24 protein-coding genes are annotated in these 19840 nt (G+C 36.1%); 2 read left to right on the forward strand and 22 right to left on the reverse strand.

The genetic code is table 11. From position 1 onward, the window contains the following. Window positions 1–110 precede the first annotated feature (110 nt). On the forward strand, window positions 111–1007 hold the full coding sequence (locus D9782_RS00505) for an ATP-binding protein (RefSeq protein ID WP_121603768.1): 897 nt from the start codon (window positions 111–113) through the stop codon (window positions 1005–1007). Then, entirely contained in the window at window positions 1001–1303 is a 303-nt protein-coding gene (locus D9782_RS00510) for an STAS-like domain-containing protein (RefSeq protein WP_121603769.1), read from the forward strand. Before D9782_RS00505 ends, D9782_RS00510 begins: the two co-directional genes overlap by 7 nt. Before the next feature lie 88 nt (window positions 1304–1391). Here the strand turns inward: D9782_RS00510 and D9782_RS23860 are convergent, their stop codons facing one another. The 22 genes from D9782_RS23860 to D9782_RS00615 form a co-directional block, all read right to left on the reverse strand. After that, window positions 1392–2423 carry a M15 family metallopeptidase gene (locus D9782_RS23860; RefSeq protein WP_121603770.1) on the reverse strand — a complete coding sequence of 344 codons (1032 nt, stop codon included), beginning with the start codon at window positions 2421–2423 and terminating at the stop codon, window positions 1392–1394. 1 nt (window position 2424) lies between these two features. Then, window positions 2425–2652, reverse strand: a complete 228-nt coding sequence (locus D9782_RS00520; RefSeq protein WP_121603771.1) for a phage holin — start codon at window positions 2650–2652, stop codon at window positions 2425–2427. 12 nt (window positions 2653–2664) lie between these two features. Next, on the reverse strand, window positions 2665–2946 hold the full coding sequence (locus D9782_RS00525; RefSeq protein WP_121603772.1) for a hypothetical protein: 282 nt from the start codon (window positions 2944–2946) through the stop codon (window positions 2665–2667). A gap of 45 nt (window positions 2947–2991) precedes the next feature. Continuing rightward, window positions 2992–3465 carry a hypothetical protein gene (locus D9782_RS00530; RefSeq protein WP_121603773.1) on the reverse strand — a complete coding sequence of 158 codons (474 nt, stop codon included), beginning with the start codon at window positions 3463–3465 and terminating at the stop codon, window positions 2992–2994. 88 nt (window positions 3466–3553) lie between these two features. Next, on the reverse strand, window positions 3554–4675 hold the full coding sequence (locus D9782_RS00535; protein WP_240455777.1) for a siphovirus ReqiPepy6 Gp37-like family protein: 1122 nt from the start codon (window positions 4673–4675) through the stop codon (window positions 3554–3556). Window positions 4676–4677: 2 nt separating this feature from the next. Further along, window positions 4678–5937, reverse strand: coding sequence for a hypothetical protein (locus tag D9782_RS00540; RefSeq protein WP_121603774.1), 1260 nt, complete (start codon window positions 5935–5937; stop codon window positions 4678–4680). 3 nt (window positions 5938–5940) lie between these two features. Next, a complete protein-coding gene (locus D9782_RS00545; RefSeq protein WP_121603775.1) occupies window positions 5941–6792 on the reverse strand; it encodes a phage tail family protein in 852 nt (283 codons plus the stop codon). A 6-nt stretch (window positions 6793–6798) separates the two neighbouring features. After that, window positions 6799–10644: a phage tail tape measure protein gene (locus D9782_RS00550; protein WP_121603776.1), complete on the reverse strand. Its 3846-nt coding sequence runs from the start codon at window positions 10642–10644 to the stop codon at window positions 6799–6801. A gap of 36 nt (window positions 10645–10680) precedes the next feature. Next, window positions 10681–10827 (reverse strand): phage tail assembly chaperone GT, encoded by a 147-nt coding sequence (gene gpGT / locus D9782_RS22635; RefSeq protein WP_162986297.1) that lies wholly within the window; start codon window positions 10825–10827, stop codon window positions 10681–10683. A 38-nt stretch (window positions 10828–10865) separates the two neighbouring features. Next, window positions 10866–11228 (reverse strand): phage tail assembly chaperone G, encoded by a 363-nt coding sequence (gene gpG / locus D9782_RS00555; protein WP_121603777.1) that lies wholly within the window; start codon window positions 11226–11228, stop codon window positions 10866–10868. Between the two features lie 66 nt (window positions 11229–11294). After that, window positions 11295–11837 carry a collagen-like protein gene (locus D9782_RS22640; protein WP_162986298.1) on the reverse strand — a complete coding sequence of 181 codons (543 nt, stop codon included), beginning with the start codon at window positions 11835–11837 and terminating at the stop codon, window positions 11295–11297. Next, window positions 11837–12451: a major tail protein gene (locus tag D9782_RS00565; protein ID WP_121603778.1), complete on the reverse strand. Its 615-nt coding sequence runs from the start codon at window positions 12449–12451 to the stop codon at window positions 11837–11839. The genes D9782_RS22640 and D9782_RS00565 overlap by 1 nt, the downstream gene beginning before the upstream one ends. A 38-nt stretch (window positions 12452–12489) precedes the next feature. Beyond that, window positions 12490–12879 (reverse strand): gp17 family tail completion protein, encoded by a 390-nt coding sequence (locus tag D9782_RS00570; protein WP_121603779.1) that lies wholly within the window; start codon window positions 12877–12879, stop codon window positions 12490–12492. After that, window positions 12879–13274 (reverse strand): HK97-gp10 family putative phage morphogenesis protein, encoded by a 396-nt coding sequence (locus D9782_RS00575; RefSeq protein ID WP_121603780.1) that lies wholly within the window; start codon window positions 13272–13274, stop codon window positions 12879–12881. Before D9782_RS00575 ends, D9782_RS00570 begins: the two co-directional genes overlap by 1 nt. Next, window positions 13271–13639 (reverse strand): glutathione S-transferase family protein, encoded by a 369-nt coding sequence (locus tag D9782_RS00580; protein WP_121603781.1) that lies wholly within the window; start codon window positions 13637–13639, stop codon window positions 13271–13273. Before D9782_RS00580 ends, D9782_RS00575 begins: the two co-directional genes overlap by 4 nt. Beyond that, on the reverse strand, window positions 13626–13889 hold the full coding sequence (locus D9782_RS00585; protein WP_121605780.1) for a phage gp6-like head-tail connector protein: 264 nt from the start codon (window positions 13887–13889) through the stop codon (window positions 13626–13628). The genes D9782_RS00580 and D9782_RS00585 overlap by 14 nt, the downstream gene beginning before the upstream one ends. Window positions 13890–13933: 44 nt before the next feature. Beyond that, window positions 13934–15088 (reverse strand): phage major capsid protein, encoded by a 1155-nt coding sequence (locus D9782_RS00590; RefSeq protein ID WP_121603782.1) that lies wholly within the window; start codon window positions 15086–15088, stop codon window positions 13934–13936. A gap of 12 nt (window positions 15089–15100) precedes the next feature. Further along, entirely contained in the window at window positions 15101–15823 is a 723-nt protein-coding gene (locus D9782_RS00595) for a head maturation protease, ClpP-related (RefSeq protein ID WP_121603783.1), read from the reverse strand. Continuing rightward, window positions 15820–16902: a phage portal protein gene (locus D9782_RS00600; RefSeq protein WP_121605781.1), complete on the reverse strand. Its 1083-nt coding sequence runs from the start codon at window positions 16900–16902 to the stop codon at window positions 15820–15822. The genes D9782_RS00595 and D9782_RS00600 overlap by 4 nt, the downstream gene beginning before the upstream one ends. Before the next feature lie 56 nt (window positions 16903–16958). Beyond that, entirely contained in the window at window positions 16959–17729 is a 771-nt protein-coding gene (locus D9782_RS00605; protein ID WP_121603784.1) for a DNA-methyltransferase, read from the reverse strand. A gap of 94 nt (window positions 17730–17823) precedes the next feature. Beyond that, complete coding sequence (locus D9782_RS00610; protein ID WP_121603785.1) at window positions 17824–19494, reverse strand: terminase TerL endonuclease subunit; 1671 nt, start codon at window positions 19492–19494, stop codon at window positions 17824–17826. After that, the gene (locus D9782_RS00615) at window positions 19495–19818 is read right to left on the reverse strand and encodes a P27 family phage terminase small subunit (RefSeq protein WP_240455778.1); all 324 of its coding nucleotides are present in this window, start codon (window positions 19816–19818) and stop codon (window positions 19495–19497) included. Window positions 19819–19840: the final 22 nt, after the last annotated feature.

Below are 19840 nucleotides of genomic sequence, written 5' to 3' on the forward strand. Positions count from 1 at the left end.
ATTTTACAAAAAATATGGAAAATCCCCCTATAAAAAGGTATTATGGACTAGATACTCATCAAGAATGCACTTACATATAATACTTTTTAACTGCTATAGGAGATGAAATAATGAAAGTATTTATACCGAGAAATTTCAATCGCTCAACTATGTATCAGCTATTATCTTCTGTAATTGATTACGATCTCAAACCAAAAGATCATCGCATTGATTTCGATTTTACAAACTTGAAGTTTATTGAACCAGCCGGTGTAACTATTTTAAGTAACTTATTTGAGTGGTTACGAAAACGAGATGTAAATTCAACGATTACATATCCCAAAAACTCTTCAGGAAAGAATAATCCAATTCAGTTCCTTGATGATTCAGATTTTTTTATAAGGTATGCAGGAAAAAACCTTACCAGCTTTCCATCACCAAGACAGACTACTATCCCATTAAAGTTAATAGCTTATAGCGACAGCCCCAGGTGGCTTGAAAAAGAGTTTTCGTTTTGGTTATCTGATCAATTAGATATCCCATTTTCATCATTAGCCACTATAAGAATTTGCTTTGGCGAAATATTTAATAATATACGTGACCACGCTCAAGAAAATATCGGGTGCATATTCGCACAACATTATCCGAATAAAAATGAAGTAAAAATAACTATTTCTGATTTTGGTGTTGGTATTCCAGAAAACATCCGCAAAATCAGACCTTCTTTACAAGATCATGAAGCTATATTTATGGCTGCAACAGAAGGATTTACTACAAAAACTTCTCCGAGAAACTTAGGAGCTGGATTACATACTTTAATAGAAAATGTGGTAAGAAATAACAACGGTTCTGTTCACATTCATTCAAATTATGGTATATTAAACTGTACAAAGGGTATTATTACTAATGAAGTGGAAAAAAACACTTCTCTTAAAAGTAGTTTTTACCCAGGAACTTTAATTGAAACTGTCCTTAAAACGGACAGCATTCAAAATATAACTGATATTGAGGAGGAGTTCGAATGGTAATTAAAATTTCTAACCACGTAGAACGTTGCTACTCCAACGAAGAAGGCAAGATTATCCAAGACATCATTAAGCCTTATTTAAAAAATGATGAACCTTTAACACTTTCTTTTGAAGGAGTGTCCGGTGTTACATCATCTTTTGTTAACACTGCTTTTATTGAGTTACTCGATGAATTCAATTTTGATTTAATTAAGAAAAATATTAAATTTGTTCACACAACGAGGCAAATTAATAAGATGATCAAAGACCGTTACGAATTTGAGGTAAAAAAAAGGAATGATCTGGTCCTCGTTTGAAAACTTAAACTATATTAAGAGCCCTCACTAGGAGGGCTTATTTTCATTTACTCCACTCTCATTTACATACTTCTAACTATCACTAGACTTACTTAACCTCAGCACTAGTACCAGAACCAACATAAATATTACGATTACCTCTACCTGTTTTGATAGTAACTACATCTGGATATGGCTTATCTAGTATTTTATATGTCAATCCACCATACCTAGCAGGAGTAAGGCTCCAATCGCTATTTTTCTTTACAGGTTTAACATTAAGCTTATACGTTCTCCAGGTCTTTGCAGATGCAGGCAAATGAACGGTACCTTTGGCTTGACTAGGTTTAGACTTACTATTTGATTCATTCTCTTTTAAGGATCCATAAACCTCTTTACCAGCCAATCCATCCCGTTTCAACCCATAGTAAGATTGATAACGTTCTACTGCATCTTCTGTGTCGTCTCCATAATATTCATCAATACCGTTGTTTTTAGCTCCTTTGTTTGGATAGAATGGAGGATCGTTTTTAGATAGCATCGTTTGTAATTGTTTAACAGGCTTACCATATTGACCATTTCTAAGCGTCTGTCCTTTCCAATCACCAGTAACCTTTATCCAGTTCGTTACTGTTTCGGACTCTACTTTTTGATCTGGTGCTGTAATGATATCATCTACTTTACTTGTAAGTTTAGGGCGTTTACCAGCTTGTAGTTGTGATAAAGTAAGACCACCAGTCATTTGTAAATGAGGATAATCCTTAAAGCTAGACCAATCCCCGCCCCATTCAAATCCTAACGATTTACCGATTGTTGCAACTCTTTTCCACTTTGCATTAACTGTCCATATAGCCTTTTGACCGTCATCGCTAACAATGAAATAATCTACAGCTAGTCCATAATTATGCAATGATTGCCCAGGTTTAGCATTTGTTACGATATTACCGCTAGTTGTGCGCCCTTGATTATATAGTTTTTGTTGTTCTGCGTGTGAACGGTACCCATCAGATATTTGGACGTATATTCCTTCTTTATACGCCCGTTTAATCACTTCTAGTGCTGTTTGCTTAACAACTTGGTTCATGCCATTACCCATATTACGAATAGAACGTTCTAATAATGTATTTAAAGATACCGCCATCTTACTTCATCCCCCTATCACGTAAGAATTTATCATTATTCTTACCTTTTTTAGTAACAGGATTGTCTTTAAACCATGCCCATACAGCTACGCCAATTGTAGCTACTATAGATACACCTTGATAAATTTGGTCTTCAGTAAACGGTAGTGGATCCCATCCATACACAACTAATGCCTGATTTGCTAATAAAATTACCAATACGACAAGTCTTACAATTGCTTGTTTCATGTTAATTCCTCCTTAAATTTTGGTAATCAATAAAACAACTAGTGTTACTAAAGCAAAAAGCCACCCACCCCATAGGCGGATAGCTTCTGCAACTGATTTTCTTCCTTCTGTTATTGCTTCTATTTTTTCAACTTTGTCTTCTACCACATCAATTTTTTCACGTAAGCCGTTGTATTTTTTTATCATGTTACGAGTTTCTTGCATTTCGTGGCGCAGTCCAACAAAGTCTTTACTCATAGCATTTATCTGCTCAAATAATTGCTGGTTATTATACCATTGGTTACCCTCACTCATATTCAACCCCCTGCAGTAAATATAAAAAGCACCTCGTTTGAGATGCTATTTATTAAGACTATCGTTATAGATTTTTTGAAAATCGACATATCTCCCCACATCAGTAATTAAACTTGTATCGATATATCTATTATTGTAAGATTGTTTTCTTAACCTTTCTATTCTTTCAATTAACTCCTCAATAATTTTCTCGTTGCTTTTCCCATTAACAGAGATGTCTATGTCACCCAATTTATAATTACTTTCGTAGACAGGTTTAAAACCTCTCCTATAGCTTTTTTTATTTGTTGTAATAACTCGCCCTTTTATTTTGTAAACTTCAAAATTAACCTCTATCCATGCAATTACATCATTGTATTTATGATGAACAAAGTACTTGTCAATGTATCTTTGTTTTGCTTTTTCTAACTCTGCTTTGTCGTCATAAACCTCCTCTAATTCCTTATCCCACTTCTTAATAAATTCTTCTTCCCATCTTTTTGGACTAACTCTATATATTGGAACCACAAAGAGTAACATACCATCATTCCTCCTCACCTACTAATTTCGACAAAAAAGAACATTTTTCCTGCATAAAAATAACGCCTATTAAGCGTTAATTAAATTCTCACATTTTAAGAAGCCTTTCATACTCCGCAAACTGCCCCTTAATCATTTCGGGCAATGTCGGCTTCGATTGACCAAAAGTGGCATCAATTCGATAAGTACCTGGTTCATAGACCTCGCTTATCTCAGTAATGCGTGCATTCCTTGTTAATCCCCAACTTCTATTCTGTAAAGTTGTAATATCGCCTAAATCGTAATCCTTCCCATATACAAAAGGTGACATCGTTAATATTTCTGATTCCAGATAAAACTCATTTTCCAGTTCTTTCATCTTTTGTTGTCCACGCTCTGTTAGTTGGTTTGTTTCAGCTACATCTCTAGCATCTATAAATGTTTCAATACGTTCAAGACCAGTAGCTCCCCCTATTTCAATAACTTCACGCTCTACACCTTCTCCTTGACCAGCCACATAACCATAATTTCTCATGTTAATGTCACTGTCAGTAAAAGTCTGGTTTTTCACTGTTTCAAATTCTGGACTAAATAATATTGGTGGCACATCGCTCTGATCAGTTGTTTTATTTACACCTTCTACAACATCAAATACATATTGTCTATTTTCAAGGTCGAGTGTAATATCCCAACCTAGTTCAGTTGCCAAAGAAATGTCTTGCAGTTCCTCTGCTATGTTCTTGTATCTGCTTTGCCATGTAACATGTTGCCCTCGCTTCTGGTCTGGTGCAATCACAAGATTAGGTATTTTACGTTTAGGATCAGCAGGATTTACAAAGTGATTCATAATATAGTGTTTCATGACAGTTTCAGCTGGTCCACTTTTTCGGTCATATTCTGTATTTGCTGGCGGTATAGAAAGACGTTGACCAACAATACCTTTTAATTGATACCCCTTAATAGTCCATTGTTCAGAGCTTTTTCCTTTTTCATTTAGGGGTATTTCTCGATGCTTAATTATACCAACTTTATTAAGCTGACTACCTAACATAATTAACGCATTTTTAAGTAGCTTGTCTGTATGTTGTTTATACCTGTTAATTCGTAAATCAAAGCTGCCAATCGAATGAAAGGAACGTGGAAACTGTAAGGATTCGTAGTTATCTATTTCAGCTAGTAATGTTAAATCTTGCGTTAAAATGCGTATAGGCATCAACTTATTTTGAGCCATGTTTACACTTCCTCTGGGTCTGGTAAATTTTTATTTAACGGTTTTACAAATCCGCACAACGTTTCATCCTGTCTTGTGTCTGTAAGCTTGTATGCTATGAGTTGATCCGGATCTGGCTCGACAGTAGATATTGACAATTCATATAACTCCGTATTCCTAATTAAAGGCGGAATTTTGCCATGTTTTTCTTTCTTCACTACCTCAATATTTCCTGTTATTAAATCCAACTGGACAACATATCTATACATTTTGCCATCTCTTACTCCTGATACATCGTGACTAATATTATTTTCTTCGTAATAATAAGGGAGCCCCCCTATAATCGCATTTCCACTTGATAAACCCATATAATTAGCTGTTGCAAAAGATGGCTCAAGCCCACCCTCAAAAATCCCATCGGATAGTTTCAAGCCACCATTTATGACAATACTGGCTGCTTCTAATTCATCCTCAATGGGTTGTATGCGTTCTTCTAATACTTTCCCTGTTACATATGCTTGACCACGCTGATCTTCAAACCACGTATTCCAATCATCCTTTGTTCCTTGAAACCAGATATTCCAATCGGATTCTGTATTGCTGAACCAATTGTTCCAACTGTTATCATATTCCGTTGTTGCATCGACAAACCAGGCGTTCCATTGCTGCTCAAATTGTAAAATATGTTCGTTATACCAATCTTCCCATTGTCCTTCATGGCTTGCTGTTTTTGCTTCATACCACTGTTGGAACTGATTAAATATTTCTGTTGTATCAGCCTGAATCAATGAGTTAACCAATCCACATACATCATTATTAAGTCGCTCATCCGTAACTTGATACCCTTCAATATAAGACTTACCAGCTTCAATCTTCACCTGTGCTAACGACAATTCGTAAACATTATTTTCTCTAGTTAATACTGGTGCTTCTGGAGAAGTAGCTGGTGTACCTTTTAACACCACAGCATTAATAGATCTCACTTCTAAAGATGTATTTAAGCGCAAAACAATACGGTCAATACGATCTAACTCATTATGTGGTAAGTCATGTTGCAAATAAAAAGGTTCGTCCTGGATTTTATAGAGATAACCCTCTATCCAGCCGAACCCTTGATTAATATATGTTTCTATGTTGTTCCCATCTGCCTCCACTTTTAAATTGGTGCCACCATTAAAGATACCATTTGAAAGCAATCGTCTAAAATACTCGGCAAATTCATCCGCAGTATATTCTCGATCATCGTCCGGAGTCGAGTCAAAAAATCGTGATAATTCGGCCATACTTTACACCCCCACATACATGTTTCTATAGGATATAACTACCCTTGTTTTCGTGCTATCATTATTACTGTTATATTCCAATTGATTTTCTCCTATCTGCAGTTGGAAAAACCAACTTTCCGGATTAATCCAATTAAAAGCATCCGTTCGGTTACCTGCAGCATCTTCTATTTCTACAGACTTTTGACCAAATGTAGTATCAATAATTAACTTATCTGTCTCCGATAGAGTCCGATTGACCTGTATGAATTCTCCTGTAGTATTGTTCTTGATTATAGGGTTAATGGCAGGACCACGAAATTCAATATGCACTGGCGTTTCTACATCACCATCATTTTTAAAAATACGTCTGAAAGACCGCTGTGAGAATTTCGTACCTAGTCGTAATGGGAAAGAGAATCCCCCCATAACAAAAGACATTTGAGAAGATTTAGTAACCGTTTCTCTCCAATAAGGATTAGGACATTTCCACGTAATCATAAATTGTTGCCATACGTTTCGACCACGTTCTGGAAAAACAGGACCACCATCAAGTACACCAAATATTTCTTTGGTATCTCCATCTAATTCTAAAGTTATTTTTCCAAGACCTAATTTAGGATTGCAAACCCTCAGTATTTGTTTTCTAAAGCTCTTTATTTCTACAGGGTTTCTCCTGGTAATAATGCCTTCTAAATTAATAAAGCGAGGTTGTAATAATGTATCAATATGTGTATCTCCATCTTGATAAGGGGCTTTCTCACTCTGTAAATCAGCATCTATTTCACCAATACCTGTTAAGGACTCAATAACTAGAGGTGATAGATAAAAGACAATAGTATCACCCCTACTATTTTCAAATGTTAATCGACTCAATATCTATCACCTCAATTCCATTGCTGCTGTTCTTAGCATTTGCTTATTTTTCCTCGCTGTTTCCGCTGGTGATAATGGCGTCGGACTATGATAATGATTCGTTTGATTGATTTCTTTTGCTTCTCCAGCTGTCTGAAGAAACTCTTTCATTAAACCAATCAATTCATCGATACGATCATTCCCACCATTTTCACCTACTACATTAACTACTGTTTCATTACCTTTCCCATTAAGAGCGAGCAGCTTCATAAACTCATTGCCTCTTAGTCTTTCAGGACTAACAAAGCTTTGCCAGTCTTTTGTACCTTGAGCGTATTTTGGTGCTGACTTTAACAATTTTTCTGTTTCTCGATGCGGTATTACATGAGATCCTTTTGGTAGATTAGGTAATAAGGTATCCGTAGGTGGAGATAAAAAGGTTGAACCGTTAGGGGTTTGTATTAATTCTCTTCCACCGCCATCACCTACGACAGCATGGCCACCAGGATGACCACTTGGGGGTGTACCTTTTGCCCACCATTTAAAACCACTAGCAACAAACTCGATTGTCTTTTGAATTGGACTTTTCGCTTTTTTATCAAGATCATTAATAGAACCTTTATCATCGGCCTTGACATACTTCGTTACCATATCACTTGCAAGGTCATTAATGAACTTAATAGAGCCATTGTCCTTAGCATTAACGTTCTTATCAACGTCTTTAGCAGCTTCTTTGGTACGTGCTTTTTCTTTTTCAATACCCTTGTCTGTTTTGTTGTTGTTGTTGTCAATTTGAGATCCTTGCTTTTTAATAGCGTCAGCACCCAGGTGCACCTCATCTTTTACTTGATCCCACAAATCGGCTTCTTTAAGGATCTTTTTAAGAACGTCGTCGTTTTTTAGAATTTTATTATCAAGCTCAGCAACTTGATCTTTTATCTCTTGTTTGTTTAATCCCTGTTGTTTTCCGTTTTTTATAAGATTTTCACGCTCTTTAAGGTGTTCAGCGTTTTTGTCTTGAAGCTGTTTGACAATGTTACCTTCTTCAACCTTGATATCAGTCTTTAATGCAAGGTTTTCTATATTTAGTTGTTTTTCTTTTGACAGACTTGCAAATCTACCGTTCATGAGTGAGTTTAAATTTTTATAGATGCCTATTTCTTCAAATAAGTAATTCTTAGCCTCTAGTTGCTTGTTATTGCTTTTAACTAGCTTGTTATAACGTTTCTGTTCTTCTGCAGTTAGTTCACCATTTTTTTGACGTTTTAGTTCAAGAGCTTCAATTTCCTCTGTGTTCTTTGAAATGGATTTATCAAGTTGTGATAGACCTTTTTTTCCTTCTTCATTGATTCCAACTTGTTTTAATATGATGTTTTGCATTTCTTCATTTAACGCATCAATTTTCGCAAGTTCTTCTTCACTTTCCTTTTTGGATTCGCGTTTCTTATCAACCTTTTTTTGTAGAGCAGCTACAGCTTTTGCATGGTCACCATTTTCAATATCCATTAATGCTGTCAACTCTTGTTGCAATGAATTTTTTCTTGCTGAACTAGTATTACTATCATTTAGTAATTTATTGATTTCATTCTGCCTAGCTTTATTTTCTGTTAATGATAATTCAGAAGCCTTATTTTTAATATCCATTTCATCCAGCAAACCGTTAAGCTCTTTTTGTTTATCATTTATTTCTTGTTGGATATTTGCCTTTTCGGACAGTGCCGCTGATCGTTGAGCCTCTAACTCTGTCCTTGTCATTTCATATAACGATTCAACATATTCATTTACTGCATCTGAGTTTTTGGCAAACGCATTACCTTGATCAGAAACGTTTTTCTCTACATCAGGTGTTTGTTCAATGATATCTTTATTAGCTTTAAATAACTTTTTTAGCTCCTCTTTAGATAAACCACTATTCTTTGCTAATTGATCATATTGTTTTTGGAGCTCATTAATTTCACCAGGATTACTAGATTCAGATATACGTATATTTAAATCATTTAATTCAGCAAGTTGTTCGTTACTTATCTTTGCTTTTCCTGTTAATTTATCAAACGTATTTGCACTGTTTTCTAGTTCAGTAGCTTGATCGTTTAATGACTGAGCAACTTCCAGATTGACCTCTTTTGCCTTTTTTGATTTTTGAATTAAACCGTGTATGGTTAAACCTAGCCCAGCAACTCCTGCAATGGCTAAACCGACTACGCCACCTTTACTAAGCAACGATAATGCCCCAACAGCGCCTTTTCCACTGGCTACACCGATAGATTTCGATAATCCTCCCATGCCTTGCATTAACATTCCTGTACCCATTGTTAATTTCCCAAAAATACTTAAAACAGGTCCAGCTGCGGCTGATAATAAACCAAACTTCACAATGTTTTCTTGTGTTTTAGGGCTTAATTCCGCAAACCAATTAGTTAAATCTTTTAAGAGATTAATGGTTGTTTCGATGGTAGGCTTAAGGTTTTTGTACATCTCAATAAAGAGATCTTCCAACATAGACTTTAATTCTTTCACGCTACCTGCTACATTATCTTGCATGGTATCAGCCATTTCACTTGCTGCGCCTTCGGATCCTTCGATAGCTTTTGTTAAATCCTTATAATCAGATTCAGAGGCATTTATCACAGCTAATGCACCAGACATGGCTTCTTTACCGAATATAGTTGCTGCAGCTGAGGCTTGTTGTTTCTTGTCCAACTTGCCAAGATTTTTACGTAAGTCTTTCATAACCTTATCAAAAGACTTCATTTCTCCACTTGAATCTGTTAAAGAAATACCGTACTTATCCATTGCTTTTTGCATCGCCTTTGTTGGCTTAGATAAGTTAGTCATCATCGTACGCAATGCAGTACCGGCCTTTTCACCTTTAATACCAGCGTTGGCCATTAAACCAATTGCCTTAGATGTATCTTCCATCGTATACCCAAGTGCACCAGCAACAGGTGCCACATACTTAAAGGCATTACCTAAACCTTGTACATCTGTATTTGCGTTAGATGAAGCAGCAGCTAATATGTCAGCCATACGACTACTTTCTTTTGCTGATTCACCAAAAGCTGTTAAACCATCCGTAACAATATCAGAGACACTTGCTAAGTCCTCACCAGATGCAGCCGCTAAATCCATAACTCCAGATATACCATCCATCATATCTGCTGCATCCCAACCAGCTAACGACATATAGTAAAATGCATCGCTTGTTTCCTTGGCACTAAACACGGATGTTTTACCCATATCACGTGCTTTTGTTTCTAAGTTCTTCATTTCTTCAGCACTAGCACCAGATACAGCTTTTACTTTGGACATACCTGATTCAAAGTCCACGCCTGTTTTAATGGCAGCTCCGCCAACAATCCCAAGGGGTAAGGTTACATTTCGGTTTAATGTACTACCAATATCACTCATACCTGATCCAAAGTTTTTTACTTTTGAACCTGTATCGTGTAATTTATCCCCCATTTTCGTCCAATTCGAGTTGGCAATACGTTGTTCCTCTTTTAATTTGGCCAGTTCATCTTTGGTACGTTCCACATAGCGTTCTAAGTTGTTCAAAGATGCAGCTTGATTGTTGTATTCTCTCGCTGCCTTTTCTGCTTCGGTGGATCCTTCTCCATATTCATCTACCATTTTTTGATACGACTTATACGCTTTATCAGTGACTGCCCTTTGGACTTCTAACTTTTTATTAAGTCCTTTTAAGCGAGTCTCATATTTACCAACCGATCTATCACTGCGGTCAAAAGCAGACATATTAGCTTTCATTTCGCTATTAACCGTTTTAAGTTTAGACTTTAAATCATCCAAACCACTATTAACTTTCATGGTTTCGAGATCTAGCCCAATGGATAAGCCTTCTATTCGTTCACTCATTAGTTACCTCCTTTCTTTGGAGATAATAAAAAATCCCTAACCGCCAAATGCAGCGATTAAGGACTTTTCTTTTTTCGGTTTATTTTTATCTTTTAAGATTTCTACAACGTAATGGATGGGCATATCTAATATTTCATTGATATCCTTACCATTCTCCATCATGTCTACGATGAGTTTATCCATATACTCTGCTTGTTTGGCTAAAGAAAAGTCCTCATCGTTTAACTGTTCTTCGCCAGGTAGTTTTTTGTATCATTACTTTGTTGTCCATGTGCAACGAACAATACTTGATCATACAAGGCATCTTTACCTTCAGGAGCATGAAGACGATTATATATATCATCCTTCGTAATCTTGCCAGCATAAATTTCATTCGCTACAAAATCTGCCAACTTATCAAACTTATCTGCTTCAGACATTTCCATATCTGTTTCCAAATCATCAAACAGTTGAATTGCATCTCTACATACTCGAAACGGAATAAAGGCAGGTGTCCAATGTTTTTCAATTTCCACCTCTCCACCGTTCATTACTTCTTCTGGATTTTTTACAAGTTCTAACATGTTTCGTTTCAAATTCGCCATTCTAACCATCCTCTCTATTAAATTAAAAAAGAGAGCAGGAAAGACCTACTCTCAAGCTAATTATGATTATTGTGCTGGCCAAGGAACATCAAATGTAGATCCATCAGATTTCTCAAAGGTAATGTTAGTACCATCTGAAGTTGCACCAACTACACTAACACCATCAGCACCAGGATCACCCTTATCACCTTTTGCCCCTTTTGATCCAGCAGGTCCCTGTTCCCCCTGAGGACCTTGAGGACCTGCGGGACCTTGTGAACCACGTTCACCACCACTAGATTGCCTAACAAGTCTAGCAACTTCACCTGTCTTAATCGCATCTGTAACATAGCCTATTCCTTCAGTATCAGATGCAATCAGCACTCCACCTTCTCCAACTTCTACAAATTGACCAGCTGATAAATCTTCCCCTGCTTCCACGTTCCATATTGGTTTGTCTTTCATGGTTACAGTAACTACTTGGTTCTCTGTTAATTCACCTGTGGATACAAAGTCTGGTGATTCACCTGCTACGGTAATAGCTAAATGTGGTGCACCGTTACCGCCTGTCATGGATAATAGACGATTAGCCTGAACGTCTTCTGTTACAATAGCTTTAAATGTACTCATTATCCTTCAACGCCTCCTTGATTTTCTGTACCTGGGTATGGCTTACCAAATATTTTCTGGAATAAATCATCACGATTAGTTGTTTGTCCTTTTGGATCTTGGGCAAAAATAACGGATTTTTCCTCGTCAAATCCTTCTACAACACGATCCATAAATTGGGCAGAGATTTCTTCAGAACTAAACTCAACACCATCACCCTTTGTTTGACCACTAATATTTGGCCGAGTGAATAGTCCTTTCGGTAAACCAACATATTCCATCGATCCATCTTCAAATGTTTTCGCAAAGATAACACCTACATATGGAGAATTATCTTGACTACCTGCAGCAGTTAACCCTCCTACTTTCTCCCAACCTAATAACCGTTGCTTGTCCTCTATTGGGATTTTATGAAATTGAGATGTAACAGAAATATCTCCATTGGAGGTAGCCATTTCGGCTGTTTTATTACTTCCGTAAGCTCGAACAATTTCCTGCGGCATTTCTACATTGATATCTTGTAAAAAGTCAACATGCTCAATATATTGCGCTACAACATCATCGCCAACTTCACCATAGTAAAACTCATCTACACCAGTAGCTGCACGATAATTTTTCTTTGTTTCTTCTGCCAATGTAATCACTCCTTGTTTTGGTTATAAAAAACGACAGCCTATAAGCTGTCTAAATCATCTCTATATAAGGCGCCTCGATACCTTCTTGCATCTCGAAAAACACCTGTATCTTTGTCATATTCTTTCGGTCCTGGTTTTTGCGAAAAGCCAAAGACATCCCACATGATGTCACGAACTTTATCCGCTATGGCATCTGTTATTTTTCTATTGAGTGACCAAACATCTATTTGTATTAGATAGTCATACTTCATCCATTTATTAGATCCATAATCACTAGGATCTGGTGTATTAATTGGATCAATAACTATAAATGGCTTGGTTACATCTCCTGTTTCTGGATATTCATAATACTTTATTCTTCCGAGAGCCTGGTCTTTGATGTAATCATCAGCAATTAGTGATTTGTATATCTTATCTAGTATATCCATCACAAACCACCTTTTAAGGCATTACGTACTGCAGCACGATATGCCTTCTCACTATTTTTCATCGCTCTTGCAACCGCACCTTTTCCTCGTGGGTTTGGATTTTTAATTGTTCCCCACTCATTAAGATGTATAATCCGGTAACGACCATGCGGACCACTCCAATGCACCGTCACACGTCTCGCACCATCTGGACCATATTCAGGACCTTTTATAGTAATTTCTTCGATACTATAACCTTCATCTTTAAAGCTCTCAAACTCAGACTTTAATTTTCTAACAAACTCTTTCGCTGCATTTATCAAAGCCTCATCGCTAATTCGTTGCATGGCCTGTTTACCCAACTTAGATTCCAATTCAGATAGTAGTTTATCCAAACCTCTTATTTTAACGCTCACGATTGAATCCCTCCCACAATTTTTATAAACGCATTGTTTTGGGGATCCGGAAAATCCGCTTTTACGTTAAAGTGTTTTCCACGATAACCTCGGGCATCAATGGAAATATAGTGTTTGTTTGTAGGAATGTAGTCGTCTAACGGATCACGAATGGTAATGGTCACATCTTCGACAGTTCCATTCGTTTTCGCTTGTTCCAAATCTTTCATCCAAACATTATCAACTGCTGCAAAACACTCATATAATACTTTTTTGAGCTTTTCACCCGGTTCAGGACTATTATTAGGTGTATACTTATAAAACGTCACAGGAACCCTTAAATCACCTGTATTTTTACGTGGTGGCTTGTATTTAAATGGTTGCATCTTCATCATCCTCATTAGCGAAGGAAATATCTAGACCCAGCGTATTGATTTCGGTTAAAAAATTCGCCTCAAAATATTCAAGAGCATCGTTATATGCATATCGTGTGCGCTCAAAGACTAACTCTTTTGCTCTTAAATCAATATCGGTTTTCCCATCGATTTCAAAGTTGCCACACATACTTTTGATTGAGGAAATAGAAAAAGACAACAATCGCTTTAAATTGTTGTCCTCGTTATGAGATATATGCATACGCTCTTTAAATTCTTTCAATAGTTCATCAGTGACCAATTAGATCACCCCTCAACAGTTCCAGTACCCTCCGCAAGATATAAATCAAGATCATATACTTGAGAGGCAAAGTTATCTTTTGGTTTACCAGTAGCAAACTGCTTTGCAATAAATACATCCGCATCTTCAAGCGCTAAAGTCTCCTTATATTGTTTCACTTCCAATCCACCACCAACAGCAGCAACATATTCTCCTTTAACAAAAAATGCTACTTTCCCCTGTGGAACAAAAACGGATTCTGCTGAAATGGGGTTGAAAGGTAAATTAGTTACATAGACACCATTTGCATTTTGAACAGTTGCATTTGCCTGAATGTCAAAAGTGTCAAATGGATTTGTAACCATAACAACTTTACCAGCAACTTTACGAACCTTTTTCTCTTGATCTTTTCCAACTGGACGAATGGCAAGTTTTTTAATGACACCTTTCATTTCATTGATTGTAGTTCTCCCTGGTTTAAATGTTAACGTTCCAGAACTAGGTTTATCAGTAACTGCACCTGTATCTTTGTCCACTTGTTTTAATAAACCAATTGGTTCATGTTGAGCATCACCACGACCTGCAACATAACCTCGTTCAAGTCCAACAGCCATAGACTCTTTAATGATTGTACGAACATAACGCTCAATCCACTTAGGTCCTAATTTCAGCATGTCTTTTGCAATTGGTACAAATGCAGTTAATTTAAGCTGTTCAATTTTTTCTTTACGGAAGGTCGCATTAAGTTGCCCTTTAATTTCACCAAATAGTGGACCCCATACAGCCATTCCTTCAGGATCACCATAAATAAACTCTGTAACTGCACCCAGATTTTGTAAGCCGAGGTGTTTTAAAAGAGGATGTTCTTCTTTTAAATCTTCAAAAACTCGTTCTTGTGTGGTTTTCGGTAATGTATCTGTGTCTTTAAAACCACCTTCTTCAATAACTGCATTAAAGAATTTAGTCTCTTCACTAGTCAATACATTTTGACCGCGGGACTGTAAAACTACATTATCAGCCATTTGTGTATTGACCTGGTTCATAATATCTTTTTCCACATCTTTAGCTAATGCGTTAAGCATATTTTGTAATGCTTCTGATTGTTCTTCTGGAGTACCTTCTTGTGTTGCTTTGGCAAAATTAAGTTTTTGTTCTTCGAAATTAGTAAATTTAATTGGCATGTTCATTCTCCTTTATTTTAGATTTAAAAAGAGCTTACTCATGTTCTGCTTAGGTTCTGCAGGAGGAGTAGGCTCTGGTTTAGGTGGTTCGTTATTTTGTTGTGATTCGTTTTTTAGTAAGTCTTTTAAAGCAGCAAACATTTGTTCATAGTCTGCTGGATCCTTATCTTTACTTGTGGAAGCAATAGGCTTCAATCTGTTATTAAATTCTTCTGCTTCTTCTTGGAAAACTTCAGACTCTACTTCCTCTGGGTTACCATTAATAATCTCATCAATTAAGCCATGATTTTTAGCTTTTGATGCAGATAAATAAGTTTCATTATCAAGTAAATCTTTAACTGTGTCTTCATCGATTCGGTGTGTATAAGATGCAACAACGGATTCACCTATACTATCTAAATCATCTGCAGACTTACGTAATTCTTTTGCATTACCAATGGCTATAGTCCAAGCATTATGAATCATCATTTGAGAATTACTATACGCTTTAACTGTGTCAGCACCCATGCACATGATTGAAGCTGCACTTGCAGCAATTCCTGTAATAATTACAGTAACGTTACCCTCATGAGATCGTAATGTATTGCAAATATCGATTCCAAGAAACACGTCACCTCCATAAGAGTTAATAGACAATTCAATTTCTTCGTCCTTCTTTATGGAACGCATTTTATGATTAAATTCATATATACTTGAGTTCCAACGAACTATATCTCCTGTAATTTTATGCTTCACTCTTTCTCACCCCCTTCAAGCTTTTCTGAATAGTTTTTCGTAATAACGTACTTCTCATGGATTGGATCATCAGACTCCTCCATTCCTAGTTCATCTCTTAATTCATGACCATTTGCCGTACCAGATGAGCGTAATTTATCAACGGCTGATGCAACATCAAACATATTATTGTAGGACACACGTTTAATGTCTATCCTCTTACCGCTAAGGTACTCACTTTTTTCAAACAGCTGCGCATTAAGTTCGTCACCAATAGATTTAAGAAAAGCATCTATACAGAATTTCATAAAATTACGCGTAGGCTTTTCTGTATCAACTTTGTCACCCTGTATTAAAACGATTGGTATATGCAAAGCCCTAGCAACCTGATTTAAAAAACCATTAGTTACTTTGTCTACTTCATCTACTGATTGCCCTTTCGTTTCTTTTGAATGTTCTTCATAACTAAACCCATTTTGTTGTGGGACAATAGCAATGTCTTTGGAAGAAAAAGCACCGTAAATTTTGTTAACAAAGTTTTGTAATTTTTCCTGTGGTTTTTTGCTCTTTAATCGAGAGGTATCTACATCTACCGTTCCTCGAATCTGGCTTTTCCTCTTTTGGGAATTAAGAATACGCCCAAACAACTCACCATAATCGGAATACAAACCATCAATAATAGGCATTAACCGCTTATTGCTGTATTCTAGGTAAATGACCTCATCACGTTTAAACGTTCGGTTAAATTGAAAATCTTTAACCACAACATCCCTAAAAATATCACCATACAAGGCATATTCGACTTTAGTAAAAGTATCTGCCACTAGTAGATCACTGGTATCAGATTGGATGATGAGACACTCATTATCATAAATAAGTTTGTAGATTACTTGCTGCCAAAATGTAGATGCAGATTGATTCACATTCGGCTTAATGTTCAGACGGTAATACATTTCATTTTTAAGAGACTTTTTACCATTCTTAACACGAAACTCAGACATACTTATTGTTCGTGCAATCAAATTAATGCAAGTTAGCAAGGCCATTTGTTTCATGTAAATACGATTCGAAGTATCTTCTATTAGATCTTGATCATACATAATTTCTAGCTCTTTGTTATTTCCCAAATTTAAGAAGCCTATTTTTAATCACCTCCTTAATCTCTTTTAATGATTACGTGAGGAATACCCAATCTGTCTCGATTTTCGTTAATTCGATCCATTCCTTTTACACAATACTCTTTCTGAAGTTCAAAGCCTATCCAATTTCTTTTTGAATTGTCAGCAGATACTGCAGTAGTAAAACCACCCATGCAATTATCCATGACTGTTTCGCCTTCATGTGTGTAAGTACGTATAATATACTCAAATAGCTCCTCTGGCTTTTGAGTAGGGTGAAATGTCCCTTTATCACGTGGGAAAGATACAACCGATTTGGGATAATTGGTATAACGCACAACATGATAGTTACTTAGAGTTTTATTTCTATCACCTAATGCTTGCATACTAGGATTTCTTTTAACCTGTTTTGGTTTAATTTTCATTAATCCCTGTGGGTTATAAGTCGGGAGCTTTTTATAAAACACACAAATATTTTCATGGTTTTTTAATGGCATCCTGTTTGCGTTTGGAAATCCTGTAACATGATTTTCTTTCTTCCAAATCCACTCGTAACGGAACCACTTAAAATTCGATTCTATTAGTTTGGTAGTAAATGGCTGGCTTGCTGTAAGTGCAATGGCTCCGTTATCTTTAATGATTCGCTTATATTGTTCCCACAACTGATCAAAAGGGATAATACTATCCCAAGAGCACCTGGTAGTTCCATAAGGCAAGTCGCATAAAATTAAATCAATGGACCCGTCAGGAATATGTTTCATTCCCTCCAAGCAGTCCATGTTATAAATCGTATTTTGTTTAATGTTCATTTCCTTTCCCCTCTCATTATGATAATATTTAAAAGGGGAACATTTGTTCTTATTTGTATTGGTTGGAGATCTGTTTTCAGGTCTCTTTTTTTAATTAAAAGTCGATGGCATCCAACATAAAATCCACATCTTCGTCTATCAATTCGTCAGCTTTCCACAAGGCATGAATAAATGCTTGAAATCCATCTGTTTTCCGTTTTATTTCATCTTTCTTTAAATACTCCTTGTTTCCATCTTTTTTGATATTCACATATACATTTTGTGTGTACCATCTCATTAAAGGATTATCTCCAAAAATAATATTATGTTGAGCGAATAAAGTTTCAACCCTTGGAGCAACTCTAGAATGAATTGCTTTTGGGTTACGAATAAACTCAATTTCAAACCCTTCATTTTCCAATGCTGTCTTCACTAAATCTAAACGATAATTATCTATAATAATTTTTGTAAGACCATATTCTTCACGCATTTCTACAAACCAATTAACTATATGTTTGATATGAATAACTGGTCCATCTACAATGGTGAGTAATTCATCATTCTCCCAATCTTCAACAGGAATATTTAAATCTACAGTATTTAAGAATCCACGTCTAACGAATGAGTGAGTTTTCCAGATATAATCCTCGCCATCTTTAAATAGCAACCCAACTGCAGCAAAATCTCGAATACTTGCATAATCCAATCCTCCAACACATGAGCGATGTTTAAGGTCAGGAATTTTTCTAAGTGTTTTAAAATCTGCTTCAAGTCCTGTTCGTCTAATTTCATCCCATGTAGCCACAGAAGTTTGTAAATCAGTGGCAGGAAAGTTCATACGCTTCGTCATAAAGCGAATTCGCGCAGACGGTTTAGAGTTCCCTAAAGTAATATATTGTGTTTTTACTTTCCTGAATAATTCCCTAGCATACTCGCTCATGGGTTCATGAAACATGGGGTTAGCTTTTTGCCAATTGGAATAATCATCAAGTTCTTTTTCATCATCTAATGTGGCCATGAAAACAAAAAGTGGATCTTCAAGCGATTCACCATGTAATACCCTTATGGCTCGCTCTTTCAGATCGTCTAAGTAACCACCTCGTACAAATCCATCAGTAGTAATGAAAAACTCTCTAGAATGCTTGACCTTACCAAGACCGGAACTAAAAACATCAACAATTGCAGAGTCATTATACTCATGAACTTCATCATAGATCACACAGCCATCACGTAAACTATCTTTAGATCTTGGATTCGATGTATGATACTGCAAAACACTACCATTTGTCTTACTTTTAATTTCTGATTTTGTATGATGGAAAAGTGATTGCAATACCCCGTTTTTACCATCGTGTTCAATAGTGTCAAATACTTCATTAAAAGATGTCTTAGACTGATTTTCACTATTAGCAACGATAGAAACATTATAGTTTTCTATACCGTGAAGATCGCTAATAAAAAAATGGGTAAGGGAAGATATTAAACCATTCTTACCCGCTCCACGCGCTTTATATAAAAAGAATTGTTCAAAGAATGGATAATTGCCTTCTTTGTAATATAAAAAAACAAAAGCTGTAATGAACTTTTGAAACGGCATTAAAGGAAAGTAATTTTTTTCGGTAAAAGCAATGTATCTTTCATGAGTAACTTCGTCAAAGTAAATGTCATCGCGATTAAGAACGTAATTTTTTAAATAAGAAAATAAAAGAACCAAATACTTACTGACTTTTATCTTGCCAGCTTCATATTTGTTCATGTAATACTTAACATGTTTATTTATTTTCATTTATACCAAATCATTTACCGTGAATTTTGGTTTATCATCATCAGTGATAAATTCAATGGATCGTTCAATATTGATAATTGATGCATTTACTTTGTTCATTTCTCCCAAGAGGGGGTGAGATTTTACAAATACCTGACTACCATTTTTTGTACGTACAGATACACCCTCTTTTTTTACAGTACGTTCCATCCGTCGATACATTTCAATATGCTTTAAATACCTACCGACTTTTTCAACCTCGACAGGGTTTGAAGTATCTATTCTAGACATTAGATAATCCTTTATTTTATCTACGCCTACATCGGTTCTAAACTTGGTTGTCACATGCACCCACCCCCCTTACGCG

This window comes from Virgibacillus sp. Bac332 (assembly GCF_003667785.1).
GTDB classification, from domain to species: Bacteria; Bacillota; Bacilli; order Bacillales; family Amphibacillaceae; genus Virgibacillus; species Virgibacillus salarius.

Bases quoted from the DNA above. Each gene is read 5' to 3' on its own strand.
- D9782_RS00520 (WP_121603771.1), bottom strand. From the start codon at position 2,652: ATGAAACAAGCAATTGTAAGACTTGTCGTATTGGTAATTTTATTAGCA.
- gpGT (WP_162986297.1), bottom strand. From the start codon at position 10,827: ATGGATAAACTCATCGTAGACATGATGGAGAATGGTAAGGATATCAAT.
- D9782_RS00605 (WP_121603784.1), bottom strand. From the start codon at position 17,729: ATGAACATTAAACAAAATACGATTTATAACATGGACTGCTTGGAGGGA.
- D9782_RS22640 (WP_162986298.1), bottom strand. From the start codon at position 11,837: ATGAGTACATTTAAAGCTATTGTAACAGAAGACGTTCAGGCTAATCGT.
- D9782_RS00510 (WP_121603769.1), top strand. From the start codon at position 1,001: ATGGTAATTAAAATTTCTAACCACGTAGAACGTTGCTACTCCAACGAA.
- D9782_RS00540 (WP_121603774.1), bottom strand. From the start codon at position 5,937: ATGGCCGAATTATCACGATTTTTTGACTCGACTCCGGACGATGATCGA.
- D9782_RS00535 (WP_240455777.1), bottom strand. From the start codon at position 4,675: ATGGCTCAAAATAAGTTGATGCCTATACGCATTTTAACGCAAGATTTA.
- D9782_RS00610 (WP_121603785.1), bottom strand. From the start codon at position 19,494: ATGAAAATAAATAAACATGTTAAGTATTACATGAACAAATATGAAGCT.
- D9782_RS00525 (WP_121603772.1), bottom strand. From the start codon at position 2,946: ATGAGTGAGGGTAACCAATGGTATAATAACCAGCAATTATTTGAGCAG.
- D9782_RS00600 (WP_121605781.1), bottom strand. From the start codon at position 16,902: ATGTATGATCAAGATCTAATAGAAGATACTTCGAATCGTATTTACATG.
- D9782_RS00505 (WP_121603768.1), top strand. From the start codon at position 111: ATGAAAGTATTTATACCGAGAAATTTCAATCGCTCAACTATGTATCAG.
- D9782_RS00530 (WP_121603773.1), bottom strand. From the start codon at position 3,465: ATGTTACTCTTTGTGGTTCCAATATATAGAGTTAGTCCAAAAAGATGG.
- D9782_RS00585 (WP_121605780.1), bottom strand. From the start codon at position 13,889: ATGCATATATCTCATAACGAGGACAACAATTTAAAGCGATTGTTGTCT.
- D9782_RS00580 (WP_121603781.1), bottom strand. From the start codon at position 13,639: ATGCAACCATTTAAATACAAGCCACCACGTAAAAATACAGGTGATTTA.
- D9782_RS00590 (WP_121603782.1), bottom strand. From the start codon at position 15,088: ATGCCAATTAAATTTACTAATTTCGAAGAACAAAAACTTAATTTTGCC.
- D9782_RS23860 (WP_121603770.1), bottom strand. From the start codon at position 2,423: ATGGCGGTATCTTTAAATACATTATTAGAACGTTCTATTCGTAATATG.
- D9782_RS00570 (WP_121603779.1), bottom strand. From the start codon at position 12,879: ATGGATATACTAGATAAGATATACAAATCACTAATTGCTGATGATTAC.
- D9782_RS00550 (WP_121603776.1), bottom strand. From the start codon at position 10,644: ATGAGTGAACGAATAGAAGGCTTATCCATTGGGCTAGATCTCGAAACC.
- gpG (WP_121603777.1), bottom strand. From the start codon at position 11,228: ATGGCGAATTTGAAACGAAACATGTTAGAACTTGTAAAAAATCCAGAA.